Origin of the sequence: Neisseria sp. N95_16 (assembly GCF_002551535.2) — a bacterium.
Classification (GTDB): domain Bacteria; phylum Pseudomonadota; class Gammaproteobacteria; order Burkholderiales; family Neisseriaceae; genus Neisseria; species Neisseria brasiliensis.
In genome coordinates, this window is record NZ_PDBT02000064.1 from 1 (window position 1) to 14,788 (window position 14,788).

Below are 14,788 nucleotides of genomic sequence, written 5' to 3' on the forward strand. Positions count from 1 at the left end.
CTGTTGTGCTTTTCGGTAACAGTAGGTTCCGTTGACGGAATGCCGTCTGATTTCCCGACTGACGGTGGCGGGATGACAACCGATGTTCTGTGCGATTTGGTTTAGGGGTAGGTTGCGGTAATGTCTGGAAATGTAGTATCTTTGGTGTGAGGTCAGTTGTGTGTAGGCCATATTGCAATCTTTCTTGTCAGGAAAGGCAGTATACTACCGCATACTGGCCTTTTCTGTTATTGGAAATTGCACTTGTTAGGCGAATGTAAGATGGGTTTGTTTGTAGATACGGTCAATACGGGGCTGACGGCGCAAAAGCTGGGCATTTGATTCGGCTTTGCCAATACCCTTTTATTCGGTATAGCCAATATCCTGATTGTGTATTGGGGCGCGCTTGATATTCTCGACGGTGTGTTTACCGTGGGCGTGTTTATGGCTTTTTTGGCTTACAAAAGCCAATTTGAAAGCCGCATCGGCTCGCTGATTAATCATTTTGTGGAGGTAAAAATGCTGTCGCTGCACGGTGAACGTTTGGCCGACATTGTACTGACGGAAACAGAAAGCGAGCGCACACCCGACACCGGCATTCCCAATCTGGAAGGCGGTATCGAAATCCGTCTGGAAAATGTATCGTTCCGCTACGCCGAAAATGAACCTTATGTATTGAAAGATGTGAACTTAACCGTCAAATCAGGGGAATCACTGGCACTGACCGGACGTTCGGGTTGCGGCAAATCGACGCTTTTGGATATTTTGTGCGGCAACCTCAAGCCCGAATCGGGTAAGGTACTGGTCAACGGCCACGATATTTACCGCCTGCCGCCGCGCTTTATCCGCAGTTTGGGTGCGGTGGTGCGGCAAAACGATGTTCTGTTTGCCGGTTCGATTGCAGACAACATCGGCTTTTTCGATGAAACGCCCAATCGTGACAAAATCGAACAATGCGCGCAAATGGCGATGATCCATGAAGAAATTATGGCCATGCCGATGGGCTATGAAACCCTAATCGGCGACATGGGCAGCGCACTTTCGGGCGGCCAGAAACAACGCATCGTATTGGCGCGCGCACTGTATCAAAACCCGAAGATTCTGTTTCTCGACGAAGCCACCAGCCATTTGGATATTGCCAATGAAAAAGCCGTGAACGAGCATTTGAAAAACCTACCGTTTACCAAAATCATGGCGGCGCATAGAAAAGAAACCGTAGAATCGGCCGACCGGATTTTTGATTTGGCTACTTGAAATAATTTCACAAAAATAAAATTAAGCCGTCTGAACTTTTTTGCTGCAATATTAATGATTGTGCCTAAACCGTTCAGACGGCCTTTATTACGTTTGGAGAAAATTTTTACTGTCATACCCACAAGAGCGGTAAAAATCCTTATAATTCCAAGTTAAACCTCATTTTTTTACGCTCAAACACTGTGTTTCGGCGACTGATAAAGCGAATACTTATGGACAAACTCAAAATCTCTGCCAACGGCCCGTTAAACGGCGAAATCATTGTATCCGGCGCGAAAAATGCCGCGCTGCCGCTGATGTGTGCCGGTTTGCTGACTTCAGGCACGCTGCGCCTGAAAAACGTGCCGATGCTGGCCGATGTGAAAACCACGCAAAAACTCTTACAAGGCATGGGCGCGCGCGTGTTGACCGACAATGTGCACGAATTCGAAATCAACGGCGGCACGGTCAACAATACCTGCGCGCCATATGAATTGGTCAGCACCATGCGCGCATCGATTTTGGTATTGGGCCCGACTTTAGCGCGTTTCGGCGAAGCACAAGTGAGCCTGCCGGGCGGCTGCGCCATCGGTTCGCGTCCGGTTGACCAACACTTGAAAGGCTTGGAAACCATGGGTGCGGAAATCGTCATCGAGCATGGTTACGTCAAAGCCAAAGGCCGTCTGAAAGGCGCGCGCGTGTTAATGGACGTGGTTACCGTCGGCGGCACGGAAAATTTATTGATGGCCGCCACTTTGGCCGAAGGCACCACCGTATTGGAAAACTGCGCCATCGAGCCGGAAGTCGTGGACTTAGCTGAATGTTTGGTGAAAATGGGTGCGAAAATCAGCGGCATCGGCACCGCCACCATGACCATCGAAGGCGTGAAAGAATTGCACGGCTGCGAACACAGTGTCGTACCCGACCGCATCGAAGCCGGCACATTCTTGTGTGCCGTGGCGATGACCGGCGGCAAAGTGACTCTGCGCAACGCCGCACCGAAAACCATGGAAGTAGTGTTGGACAAACTGGTTGAAGCCGGTGCCGTCATCGAAGCGGGCGACGACTGGATCAGCATCGACATGCAGCAGCGCCCGAAAGCTGTCGATATCCGCACCGTCGTGCATCCGGGCTTCCCGACCGACATGCAGGCGCAATTTATGGCCATGAACGCAGTGGCCGAAGGCAGCTGCCGCGTGGTCGAAACCATTTTTGAAAACCGCTTTATGCACGTTCCTGAACTCAACCGCATGGGCGCGAACATCACCACCGAAGGCAACACCGCTTTCGTAACCGGCGTGGAATCCCTCTCCGGCGCGACGGTAATGGCCACCGACCTGCGCGCTTCCGCCAGCTTGGTGATGGCCGGTTTGATTGCCAGCGGCGAAACCATCGTGGACCGCATCTACCATCTCGACCGTGGTTATGAACACATCGAGAAAAAACTCGGCGGCGTGGGCGCAAAAATCGAACGCGTGCGCGGTTAAGTTTTAATCGTTTGAATCGAAAGGCCGTCTGAAAAGCATCTGTTGCTTTTCAGACGGCCTTTTTCCCGTAAAAACCCTGTTTTTTGTTACAATACGCCATTCCCTTAACCCACATTTCACAAGGCTTTTTCCATGAGCAAACCCACCGTTTCGCCGATGATGCAGCAATATCTCGGCATCAAATCGCAACATGCCGACAAATTGGTTTTCTACCGCATGGGCGATTTTTACGAGCTGTTTTTCGATGATGCGGTGGAAGCGGCCAAGCTGTTAGACATCACGCTCACCACGCGTGGGCAGATGGAAGGTGAGCCGATTAAAATGGCCGGTGTGCCGTTTCATGCTGCCGAGCAATATTTGGCGCGTTTGGTGAAAATGGGCAAAAGCGTGGCGATTTGCGAGCAGGTCGGCGAAGTGGGGGCAACAAAAGGGCCGGTGGAACGCAAAGTGGTACGCATTGTCACCCCCGGCACGCTCACCGATTCGGCCTTTTTGGAAGACAAAGAAACCAACCGCATTGTGGCGGTCAACCACAGCAAAAAACACATCGGCTTGGCGTGGGCATCGTTGCAAAGCGGCGAATTTAAAGTGAAGCAAGTCGATGCGGCGCAGTTGGCCGACGAATTGGCGCGCTTGCAGGCGGCGGAAATTCTGCTGGCCGACGGTCAAAACCTGCCGCCTTTGGAAAACGCCAACCTCACGCGCCTGAATGCGTGGCAGTTTGCGCCCGACACGGCGGTGAAGCTGTTGACCGATTATTTCGGCAGCCAAGATTTGCGCGGTTTCGGCTTGGAAACCGACGAACACGCCGCGGCGATTGGGGCGGCCGGTGCGCTCATCAACTATATCCGCCTCACGCAAAACCTGATGCCGCAACACCTTGACGGCTTATCCCTAGAAACCGACAGCCAGTTTATCGGCATGGACGCGGCCACCCGCCGCAATCTGGAAATCACCCAAACCTTAAACGGCAAAAAAGCGCCGACCTTGATGTCGACGCTCGACCGCTGCGCCACCCACATGGGCAGCCGTTTATTGGCGATGTGGCTGCACCACCCTTTGCGCAACCGCGACCACATCCGCGCGCGTCAACAGGCTGTGTCTGCCTTGGCCGAGCAGTTTGCCCCTATTCAAGGCCGTCTGAAAAACATTGCCGACATCGAACGCATCGCCGCGCGCGTGGCGGTGGGCAATGCCCGCCCGCGCGATTTGGCCGCGCTGCGCGACAGCTTGTTTGAATTGACCAAACTGGAATTGACCACCGAAGGCAGCAGCCTGTTGGAAACGCTGCAAAACGTGTTCCCCGCCACCCTGCCCATAGCCGAGCAATTACAGGCGGCGATTTTGCCCGAACCTGCGGTCTGGCTGCGCGACGGCGGCGTGATGAACCACGGTTTTCATGCCGAACTGGACGAATTGCGCCACATTCAAAACCACGGCGACGAATTTTTGCTGGCCTTAGAAACGCGCGAACGCGAACGCACGGGTTTGTCGACCTTAAAAGTCGAGTTCAACCGCGTACACGGCTTTTACATCGAATTATCCAAAGTGCAGGCCGAGCAGGCACCTGCCGACTACCAACGCCGCCAAACGCTGAAAAATGCCGAGCGTTTCATCACGCCGGAATTGAAAGCGTTTGAAGACAAAGTCTTGACCGCGCAAGAGCAAGCGCTGGCTTTGGAAAAACAGCTCTTTGAAACCCTGCTCAAAGAGATTCAGACAGCCTTGTCGCAGCTGCAAAAAGCCGCCAAAGCCGCTGCCGCGCTCGATGTGTTGGCCACCTTTGCCGCACTCGCACACACACGCCGCTTTGTCTGCCCCGAATTTGCCGATTATCCGGTGTTGGAAATCGACGGCGGCCGCCACCCTGTAGTGGAAGAGCAGGTGCGCCACTTCACACCCAACCACACCCGTTTCGACCACAAACACCGCCTGATGCTGCTCACCGGCCCGAATATGGGCGGTAAATCGACCTATATGCGCCAAGTCGCGCTGATTACCCTGCTCGCCCACACCGGCTGCTTCGTGCCGGCTGAAGCGGCCAAAATAGGCCCCATCGACCGCATTTTCACGCGCATCGGCGCCAGCGACGATCTGGCTTCCAACCGCTCGACCTTTATGGTGGAAATGAGCGAAACCGCCTACATCCTGCACCACGCCACCGAGCAATCATTGGTGTTGATGGACGAAGTCGGCCGCGGCACCTCCACCTTCGACGGCCTCGCCCTTGCGCAAGCCATCGCCGAACATTTGCTGCAGAAAAACAAATCGTTCAGCCTGTTTGCCACCCATTATTTCGAACTCACCCGCCTGCCCGAAGTCCATGCCAGCGCGGTGAATATGCACCTTTCTGCGTTGGAGCAGGGGCAGGACATTGTGTTTTTACACGAAATCCAGCCCGGCCCCGCCAGTAAAAGCTACGGTATCGCCGTGGCCAAACTCGCCGGCCTGCCCACCCGAGCCCTCAAAGCCGCGCAAAAACATTTGTCCGATTTGGAAACACAAGCCGCTGCCCAGCAACCGCAAATGGATATTTTCCAAGCCATGCCGTCTGAAGCGGATGATGTTGAAACTGAGGCGTTCCTTACTGAAAGGCCGTCTGAAAACCCGAGCGAATTGCTGGCCGCTTTGGCCGAAATCAACCCTGACAACCTATCGCCGCGCGAAGCCTTGGATGCGCTTTACCGCTTGAAAGATTTGATTTAAGGTAATATAACAGGCCGTCTGAAAAACAGTTTTCAGACGGCCTGTAGCTTATAATCATCACCATAATTTAATGTCTGAACACACACCGCAAACATGATAAAAAATCAATCTACTCACACCCATGCTGCCGAACACGACGGCGAATTTTCCCATACCCGCGTGCCTGTCGACCGCTTGCTCGGGCGCAGCCATTTTGCCGCCGCCTACAGCAGCGAACACATCGCAGGCGGCGAATTTGTCGTCGGCGCGGCGTTTGCCGCTTGGGGTGCATCACCGGCGACAGTTGTATTAGGGCTGCTGATCGGCAATTTGGCGGCGGTGTTGAGCTGGGCATTGGTATGCGCGCCGGTGGCGGTGCGTTCGCGGCTGACGCTGTATCAATACTTGGAACGCGTGGCCGGCCGTCGCTTGGTGTTTTTCTACAATTTGATGAGCGGCTTGATTTTCGCCGTGATTGCCGGCGGCATGATGACGATTTCCGCCGCTGCTATCCGCGGCTTAACCGATGCGCCGCCGCAGGTGCTGTGGTATCCGACCAGCGGCGTATTTGTCGCGGCGGTATTGCTGATTGGTTTGGCGACGGTGTGGATTGCGTTGCGCGGTTTTGCACGCGTGACCAAGTTTGCCAAAATCTGCGCGCCGTGGCTGTTTGCCGTTTTTGCCGTGTGCGGATTGGCGGCTTGGCCTTATCTGACGGCCATCGGCAGCGCGCAGGGGTTGGACGGTTATGAAACGCTGCAACGCTATGTGTGGACAGGCAACACGCCCGACGGCAGCCCGTCGTTGACCATTTGGCAGATTGCCGCTTTCGCATGGGGGCTGAACCTGCCGCTGCATTTGGGCATGGGCGATTTGAGCACGCTGCGTTTCGCGCGCAAACCGGGCTACGGCGCATTTTCCGCCTTTGCCGCATACGGCGGCCATTTTGTCGCGTGGCTGACTGCCGGTATGCTCGGTGCGGCCAGCGCGGCTTTGCTGCAAACCGACATCGGCAAGCTCGACATCGGCGGCGTGGTCGTGCCGGTGCTGGGCATAGCGGGCACCGCAGCCGTGGTAGTGGCTTCGTTTACCACCGCCGCACCCAGCCTGTACCGCGCAGGCTTGGCCTTTCACGCCTTTTTGCCGCGTTGGTCGCTGGCGAAAACCACTGCCGTGGTCGGCGCCGTCACCACGCTGATTGCCTGTTTGCCGCTGATTTTCCTGAAATGGCTGGATTTGATGGCCTATTTCAATATTCTCACCGCGCCCGTGGGCGCGGTTATCGCCGCCGAACATTTTATCCTGCCCAAGCTCGGTATCGCCCCGTTTTGGCGCCACGGCCGCCGCGACCAAAACAACCGCGCCGCCTGGTCGGTGTGGGTGTGCGGCATGGCCTTGGCCGCGGTGTTGCTGGCTGCCGGTATGCACTTGTTTACCGTGTTCATCCCCTTATGGGCGGCGTGTTTGCTGCTGTACACCTTTTTGACCTACCAACAGGCACCGCAAAGCAACAGGCCGTCTGAACGCCTGTATCACGATGCCTACGGCAGTGATGATGTGCGGTTAACCACCCGCGCGCAACCGGCAAAAACCACAGCATCCCAACGCCGCCACCCACTGCTTTACGGTGCCGCCGCCAGCCTGCTGATGATGATGGCCAGCTGCGGCATGCTCTATCTGCCGTCATCACCGCAACAATACACCACCGCCTTCCAATGGCTTCTGGCCGTGTTCTCGGCAGCTTATTTCATTCAGACGGCCTTGTGGGTGAAAGTGTCGGGGAAACAATAAATAGTAAAAGGCCGTCTGAAAAATTATCTTTCAGACGGCCTAAGACCTTTGCAAAATCCCCATCTTTGGCACATTTCTTCGTTATGCGCTGCTCGAAAGCTTGCCTATCTAAGTGATATGTCTGCGCTTTCTGCGCTGCTATAACTTTGAACTGCACTCAAATCTAGGGTTTTGCAAAGGTCTCGGCCTAATCATCAATAACGTGCATCTTTCGGCTTACCGCCATTCGGCCAATCATTCACCTTGCCGGCAAAATCAGGACGCGGCTGATGGGTAAAATATTCGGCAATGTCCACCGCATCTTGGTCACTCAATACACCGCCCTCGCCCCACATGCCATGTGTTTGCACACCCATCGGCATAGCGGCTTTGATAAACGCGGCGGCTTTATAGGTTCGCGCCATGCCTGCGCCGATATTGAACGATTCGTCGCCCCACAGCGGCGGAAACGCATATTGCCCCAAACCGTCTTTTTTACCTTCGCCGTTGCTGCCGTGGCAGGCGGCGCAATGTTGGGCGTAAAGCGTTTTGCCGCGCACAGGATCCGGCACCAGATTGGTGTCGATATCGACCGCGTTTTGAATATCCACACGCTGCCCTTTCGGCACGCCTTGCCCCATCCATTTGATATAGGCAATCATGGCCTGCATTTCTTCGCCGTCTTTAGGCAGCGGTTTGCCATTCATCGAGCGTTGGAAACAACCATTAATCCGCCCGACCAAATCGATTTCTTTACCCGGGCGCGGCATCACGCGCGGATAAGAATTGTAGGTATTGATATACGGATTGCCGCCCGGCACTTTTCCTTGTGCGATATGGCAGCTGCTGCAGTTCATATGGCTGCCCACATGCTGCGGCAACAGGCGCTTGGTCTCATTCATTAAACGCTGACCATAGCGGATTTGCGCGGCATTGGGTTGTTTGTCGATATCGTCATCAGAAGGCACGGTGTATTCGCCCACTACTTTTTTATCCGCACCTTTACCGGTCACAATCGGATAGGTTTGCGCTTGGGTAGTGGCGCCGTTGTGCGCGGTTTCGGCAGCGGGTTGGCCGCATGCAGACAAAACCAATCCCGACAATACGGCAGCCCAAAGGATAGATTTATTCATGATGCGCTCCTTGTTGGTGATGGGCCGGCACGATATTCGGTGCCTTGCTGTTGACGAACCGGCGGATTTCCGCCACTTCTTTGCGGCTGATTTCCGGTGCTTGGTTGTGCCAACCGTTGCGCACGAAATTCACCAAATCCGCTACATCATCATCACTCAAATGCTTAAAGGCCGGCATACTGAAGGTCATGACATCATGTCGGGTATGCGGCGAACGGCCGCCTTCCAGCGTCACCTGAATCACCGACTGCGCTTGTTGCGAATACACGGCGCTGTTGCGGTTGAGTGCCGGGAAAATTCTGGCTACGCCGTTGCCGTCGGCGCGATGACAGGCCATGCAGTGTTCCGCATACAATAAGGCACCGCGGTTGGCGTATTGCCCGCTGCGCAGCATATCAGTCGTGGTATCCGGTTTGTCGGCCAGCTTGGTTTCCTGATTGGCGGCGGCAGGCAGCGTTTTCAAATATTCCGCCATCGATGCGATGTCTTCATCGTTCCAATATTGGGTGCTGTGTTCCACCACTTCGGCCATCGCGCCAAAAGCCGCGCTGCGGTCGGTGCGGCCGCTTTTGAAGAATTCGGCCAACTCTTCCGTGCTCCACGAAGCCAAACCACGGGCATCGCCGCGCAAGCTTTTTGCGCGCCAGCCGTCAATCACCGCGCCGCTTAAGAAATGCGTGCCGTCTTCGCTCAAGGCTTTTTCCTGATACGCTACACCACGCGGTGTATGGCAGGCACCGCAATGCCCTGCGCCTTCCACCAGATATTTACCGCGGTTCACACGGGCATTGCTTTCGGGCAGGCTGACAAATTCACGCTTGGGCGCAAACACCGCCTGCCAATAAGCCAGCGGCCAGCGCCAATTCAACACCGGCGCAATCGTGCTGTCAGCATTGGCTTGTTTGACCGGGGAAACGCCTTTCATAAAATAGGCATACATGGCTTGAATCTCTTCATCCGACATCACCGCATAAGACGTATAAGGCATGGCTGGATAAAGCGGTTTGCTGTTAGGCGCGATACCGTGTTGCACGGCCGCCTTAAAATCGGCATAACTGTAAGAACCGATACCCGTTTCAGGGTCGGGGGTGATGTTGGTGCTGTAAATCGCGCCAATCGGTGTCTGCATGGCCAAACCGCCTGCAAACGGTTGCCCTTGTGGTGCGGTGTGGCAGGCATAGCAATCCGCCAGCCGCGCCACATATTCACCGCGGCGGATTTGCGTATCGCTGAAATCAATCTGGTGCTGCACGCTTTCGGTACGGTACGCATTCAATGCAAAACTGCCGCCATACGCCACACCAAGCGCAGCAAGAGCAAACCCTACTAATTTGGTCAGTTTGTTCATAACCGATCCTTCGCTGGTTGGATTGTCAGGAAGAAGCGTGAATCCAAATTACATTATCTATTTTATATATGTTTTTATTATTATATCTTAATTGATAAATTAATCGCAACTGAATGTTTTGGCAAGCCTATAAGTTGTAAAAAATAAAATTTTTTGATTTGACTCAAATCGTTAATGCCATATAAACGATTAACCGGCATACCCTGCAGACAACACAAGGCCGTCTGAAAGACAAACTTTCAGACGGCCTTTTCCTTCTTCTCAAACTACTAATTCAATTACTCACCACCCAACACTTCACGCAAAGCATTCGGGTTTTTCAGCACATTTTCCGCCTGCACCAAGCAATCGGCGGTGATTTCGCTGATGTTGCGGCAGCTGGTTAAGGTCATGGCAACGCGCATTTCTTTTTCAAACAGATTCAGCAGGTTGGCGACACCGGCTTCTCCATCAGTGGCCAGTGCGTAGATAAAGGCGCGGCCGATCATGGTGCAGTCAGCGCCAAGGGCAATCATGCGCACCACGTCGAGGCCGTTGCGGATGCCCGAGTCGGCTAAGATTTTGATGTCGCCTTTCACGGCATCGGCAATGGCGGGCATGGCGCGGGCGGACGACAACACACCATCGAGCTGGCGGCCGCCGTGGTTGGACACGACAATGCCGTCGGCACCGAATTTCACCGCATCTCGTGCATCATCGGGGTCGAGAATGCCCTTGATGATCATCGGGCCTTCCCAGAAATCGCGAATCCATTGCAAATCTTTCCACGAAATCGACGGATCGAAGTTGGCGCCGAGATAACCCATGTAGTCTTCCAAGCCAACGGCTTTGCCCATGTATTTGGAAATATTGCCCAAATCGTGTGGTTTGCCGTGGATGCCGACATCGTATGCCCATTGCGGATGCAACACGGCTTGCAGGTAGCGGCGCATGGCGGCGTTGGGACCGCTCATGCCGGAATGGGCATCGCGGTAGCGTGCGCCGGGGGTCGGCATATCGACGGTAAACACCAGCGTCGAGCAGCCGGCGGCTTTGGCACGCTCCAAGGCGTTGGTCATAAAACCGCGGTCTTTTAACACATAAAGCTGAAACCACATCGGCCGCTGAATCTGCGGCACCACTTCCTCAATCGGACACACGGATACGGTCGATAAGGTAAACGGAATGCCTTTTTTATCGGCGGCACGCGCAGCCTGCACTTCGCCGCGGCGGGCGTACATGCCGGTTAGGCCGACGGGCGACAGGGCGACGGGCATGGTCAGTTTTTCACCGAATAATTCGATGCCCAAATCCAGCTCGGACATATCGCGCAACACGCGTTGGCGCAGGGCGATGTCGGCCAAGTCGGACACATTGCGCTCCAGCGTGCGTTCGGCATAGGCACCGCCATCGATGTAGTGGAACAAAAATGGCGGCAGACGGCGGCGCGCGCCTTCGCGGTAATCACTTGCGGATGAAATAATCATAAATCGGCTCCGAAAACAGGGTTAAATAAATTTGATTGTGATTTTTATTTATTAAGAAACTCATTGTAATCGTTTTTGAGCGAAATTTCATCTGATGAGATGATTTTTAAGTTATCTCAGGCCGAGACCTTTGTAAAACTCCTTCAAAAGCTTGCACACACAAAACCGCCATCATTCCCGCGTAGGCGGGAATCCATTTTTAAGAATAACAAGCTTTTGAATAAAATAGGTTTCTTAGAGGCTACGATGGATTCCCGCCTACGCGGGAATGACGGCCTTTAGGGTTTTTATTGGTGGTTCTTGAGATTGTGCAAAGGTCTCGCCGTCTGAAAGAATCATCTACCTTTCAGACGGCCTGTCTCGCTTTGCCCACGCTGCATCATCACTTTTCAGCCTTGTCATGCTGCTGACACAATCTTTTGCCCATAATAAGGCCATAAATCAATGAGAAACCAAAAAAGGAGTGCCCCATGAAAACGCCGTCTGCCTTATTGAAAATCCACGGAATCGACACCGAATTATTGTTTTGGCTCAACCGCCACAGTCACATCCGCACCATCGGGTTCATCAGCCGCCAAATCTCGCGTTTGGGCGACGGGCCTTTGTATGCGGCGGTCGGTTTGATGGTTTGGCTTTGGGGCGGCGCAGCAGGAGCTGCCTTTTTTTACGCCGGTTTGGCCGCTTATGCCTTGGAATTGCCGTTGTATTGGGTGCTGAAAAACAGCATCCGCCGCGACCGGCCGAAAAAAGGCGTGCGCGATTTGAATGCGCTGATTACGCCTTCGGACAAATTCAGTTTCCCATCGGGGCACACCGCCGCTGCATTTGTGTTCGCCACACTGATTGCGGCCTTTTTCCCGATGTTTGCGCCGGTGGCTTATGTGCTGGCAGTATTCATCGGTTTATCGCGCATTATGCTGGGCGTGCATTATCCTTCCGACATTGCCGCCGGTGCTGCCTTGGGCGTATTATGCGGCGAGACGGCGCTTTATGTGATGGGTTGAAAAAATGAAGATTTTGTATGGCGTACAAGCCACCGGCAACGGCCACATTACCCGCGCCCGCGCCATGCTGCCCGCGTTGCAGGCGCGGGGGATTGAAGTGGATTTTGTGTTCAGCGGTCGCGATAAAAACGCCTATTTTGATATGGAATGCTTCGGCGATTACCGCACCTTTCGCGGCTTCACCTACCGCATGCAGGAAGGCCGCGTGCGCTATTTCGACACCTTGGCCGATGCCCGCCCTTACCGCTTTGTGCAGGATGTGTTGGCCTTGGACACGCGCGCTTACAATTTGGTGCTGACCGATTTCGAACCCGTGAGCGCATGGGCGGCGCGGCGGCAGGGTGTGCGCCCGGTCGGTTTGGCGCACCAATATGCGCTCTTGTATCCGCTGGCCGATGTGCCACCACCACCGCTGCTGCCCTACGGTTTGAACGCCTTTGCCCCTGCCGACGATTATTTGGGCGTACATTGGCAATCATTCGGCCAACCGATTCTGCCGCCGCTGATTCAGGCCAATCCGCATCCGATTGACGATAAAGGCTTTGTGCTGGTGTATCTGCCGTTTGAAGATTTGGCGCAAGTGCAAGCATGGCTGCGTAGCGCACCGCAGCAGCGTTTTCGGATTTACGCGGCTGTGGATAACATGATTTCAGACGGCCTGATTGAAGTGCATCCTTTCTCACGCACCGCTTTTCCGCGCGACACCGCCGAATGCAGCGGCGTGATTTGCAATGCCGGCTTCGGCTTGTGCAGCGAAGTGATGGCGCTGGGCAAAAAATTACTGGTGCGGCCGCTGGATAATCAAGTAGAACAAGTATCTAACGCCAAAATATTGCAAACCATGGCCGCTGCCGATGTGATGCATCACTTCGATGCCGACACCTTGCACCAATGGCTGCAACGCCCCAACCCCGCACCGATGCACTTTCCCGACACCGCCGCCGCAGTGGCCGATTGGCTGGCCGATGACTGCCGCGAGCCTGTGGATAAAATGGTGGAAAACGTGTGGGCGCGTGGTTGATAACAGGCCGTCTGAATGGCACATTGAATATTCAGACAGCCTTTTATCATTCATTTCAAAAGATTATTCTGTATAATGTGCAGCCATCATCTGAACAAAGGAACACGCCATGTTAACCCCCGAACAAGTCAAAGCCATGATTGAAGCCGTGGCACCCTGCCAACACGTTGAAGTGGAAGGTGACGGCCACCATTTCTTTGCTGTGATTGTGTCATCCGCATTCGAAGGCAAAGCCCGTTTGGCGCGCCACCGCTTGATTAAAGACGGTTTGAAAGAAAAATTGGCCAGCAATGAATTGCACGCCCTGTCGATTTCCGTAGCCGCAACCCCTGAAGAATGGGCAGCAAAACAGGGGTAATTTTTGTGCAGAACAAAGGCCGTCTGAAAGCGTTATGCGTTTTCAGACGGCCTTTTGTTTATGGGACTTTAAAGCAAAATCATTGCTCATCACCAAGCCACCCTCTCCCTAGCCCTCTCCCGCCAGACGGGAGAGGGGATCAGTTGCTGGGATAGGTAAAATTGCTTTGCCAAATCCAATGCGGTTATTTTCTACACATTCGGCTTGAGTCAAAATCTCTTTCAGCCGCCACAACTTCACATCCCACGCTGAATGGCTTCAATCCGCGCCGCCACGGCTTCGGCAAAACGTGCAGTCGCCGGCTCGCAAGTGTGTAAATACAGCGCCGGCTCGATCAATTCCAATTCATTGAGCAGAAAAGTATCGCCGATAAGGGTGCCGTCCACCCGCGCATACAGCGGCATTGTGGGCAAGGTGCGCAACACGGCTTCGGCATTGGCGACGGCAAAATCGGGCGGATTCACCGGCAAGATGGCCACGCCGTAAGCGGAATTGGCGCGCCATTCACCCTGCGGTGGCTGGCGGCGCACGGCGTGGCTGAAACGGCCGTTGATACACACCAGCGAGGTTTCGCCTGCTTGTTCGATGTCGCGGATATAGGGCTGCACCATCAGGCCGTCTGAAATGTCGCTGTCTGCCCATGCTTCGCCCAACGCTTCCCCTGCACGGATTTTGCACACGCCTTTGCCGCTTTGGCCGATGGCGGGTTTCACCACGGCTTCAGGCCATTGTTTGCTGGACAGAATATCTTGCAAGGCTTGCCTGTGCGCTTCGCCAAACTGCCCGTCACACGGCAGAAATTCGGTCGGAATCACATTGATGCCCTGCGCGGCCAAATCGGTGAGATAGCGCTTGTCCATGTTCCAGCGCATGAGTTCGGGCGGATTGAGAAAATGCTGGCCGTTGCCGATTGCATCATCTATCCATTTCGCAAACGCGGCCGGTTGGTCGGCATAGTCCCATGCGCACAAGGGCAGGATAAACGGCGTTTGCGGCGCGTTTTGCCAAGTGTCGAAATGGGTATCGATGCCGCGTTGCTGCAGGGCTTGCGCCAAGGGGATTAAGTTCGGCGGTGCTTCGGAATAGCAGCGGCAAGTGGTAATGGTGAGCATGGTGTGGTCTTTTGATGGTTAACAATACAAAAAAGGCGGGAAACCCGCCTTTGATTATTTTACTTGTTCCAAATATTTTTTCAGACGGCCTTACATTCGCATTTCAAGTGCAACGCTCAAATGCCATTGGCAAGGGCTGCTGAAAACAGATCACCCGGTGTCTCATAGTCCAATGTCTTTCTCGGTCGGCGG

General features: G+C 54.3%; 11 protein-coding genes and 1 pseudogene. 7 read left to right on the forward strand and 5 right to left on the reverse strand.

The features are described 5' to 3' along the window. A partial coding sequence (locus tag CRG49_RS13940) for a helix-turn-helix domain-containing protein (RefSeq protein WP_157807888.1) occupies window positions 1-171 on the reverse strand: 171 nt, incomplete at its 3' end. Window positions 172-261: 90 nt separating this feature from the next. Here CRG49_RS13940 and CRG49_RS09895 point away from each other — a divergent pair. From CRG49_RS09895 to CRG49_RS09915, 4 genes and pseudogenes are all read left to right on the forward strand, one after another. Further along, a pseudogene (locus tag CRG49_RS09895) lies at window positions 262-1,233 on the forward strand (peptidase domain-containing ABC transporter); the annotation flags it as partial. Window positions 1,234-1,445: 212 nt separating this feature from the next. Further along, window positions 1,446-2,699 (forward strand): UDP-N-acetylglucosamine 1-carboxyvinyltransferase, encoded by a 1,254-nt coding sequence (murA, locus tag CRG49_RS09900; protein WP_095502647.1) that lies wholly within the window; start codon window positions 1,446-1,448, stop codon window positions 2,697-2,699. A gap of 132 nt (window positions 2,700-2,831) precedes the next feature. After that, window positions 2,832-5,405 carry a DNA mismatch repair protein MutS gene (gene mutS / locus CRG49_RS09910; protein WP_095502646.1) on the forward strand — a complete coding sequence of 858 codons (2,574 nt, stop codon included), beginning with the start codon at window positions 2,832-2,834 and terminating at the stop codon, window positions 5,403-5,405. A gap of 93 nt (window positions 5,406-5,498) precedes the next feature. Next, complete coding sequence (locus CRG49_RS09915) at window positions 5,499-7,175, forward strand: cytosine permease (protein ID WP_095502645.1); 1,677 nt, start codon at window positions 5,499-5,501, stop codon at window positions 7,173-7,175. Between the two features lie 194 nt (window positions 7,176-7,369). On the opposite strand, the gene CRG49_RS09925 is transcribed toward CRG49_RS09915, so the two are convergent. From CRG49_RS09925 to lldD, 3 genes are all read right to left on the reverse strand, one after another. Continuing rightward, window positions 7,370-8,287 (reverse strand): c-type cytochrome, encoded by a 918-nt coding sequence (locus CRG49_RS09925; RefSeq protein WP_095502643.1) that lies wholly within the window; start codon window positions 8,285-8,287, stop codon window positions 7,370-7,372. Then, complete coding sequence (locus tag CRG49_RS09930) at window positions 8,280-9,635, reverse strand: cytochrome c (protein WP_095502642.1); 1,356 nt, start codon at window positions 9,633-9,635, stop codon at window positions 8,280-8,282. The genes CRG49_RS09925 and CRG49_RS09930 overlap by 8 nt, the downstream gene beginning before the upstream one ends. Window positions 9,636-9,913: 278 nt before the next feature. After that, complete coding sequence (gene lldD / locus CRG49_RS09935) at window positions 9,914-11,101, reverse strand: FMN-dependent L-lactate dehydrogenase LldD (RefSeq protein ID WP_095502641.1); 1,188 nt, start codon at window positions 11,099-11,101, stop codon at window positions 9,914-9,916. Between the two features lie 470 nt (window positions 11,102-11,571). Between lldD and CRG49_RS09940 the strand changes: the two genes are divergently transcribed. The 3 genes from CRG49_RS09940 to CRG49_RS09950 all read left to right on the forward strand — a co-directional run bounded on the left by CRG49_RS09940 (window position 11,572) and on the right by CRG49_RS09950 (window position 13,484). Beyond that, the gene (locus CRG49_RS09940) at window positions 11,572-12,105 is read left to right on the forward strand and encodes a phosphatase PAP2 family protein (RefSeq protein WP_095502640.1); all 534 of its coding nucleotides are present in this window, start codon (window positions 11,572-11,574) and stop codon (window positions 12,103-12,105) included. A gap of 4 nt (window positions 12,106-12,109) precedes the next feature. After that, entirely contained in the window at window positions 12,110-13,126 is a 1,017-nt protein-coding gene (locus tag CRG49_RS09945; protein WP_095502639.1) for a glycosyltransferase family protein, read from the forward strand. 109 nt (window positions 13,127-13,235) lie between these two features. Further along, window positions 13,236-13,484, forward strand: a complete 249-nt coding sequence (locus tag CRG49_RS09950; protein WP_095502638.1) for a BolA family protein — start codon at window positions 13,236-13,238, stop codon at window positions 13,482-13,484. Between the two features lie 236 nt (window positions 13,485-13,720). On the opposite strand, the gene CRG49_RS09955 is transcribed toward CRG49_RS09950, so the two are convergent. After that, complete coding sequence (locus CRG49_RS09955) at window positions 13,721-14,596, reverse strand: RimK family alpha-L-glutamate ligase (protein ID WP_095502637.1); 876 nt, start codon at window positions 14,594-14,596, stop codon at window positions 13,721-13,723. Window positions 14,597-14,788: the final 192 nt, after the last annotated feature.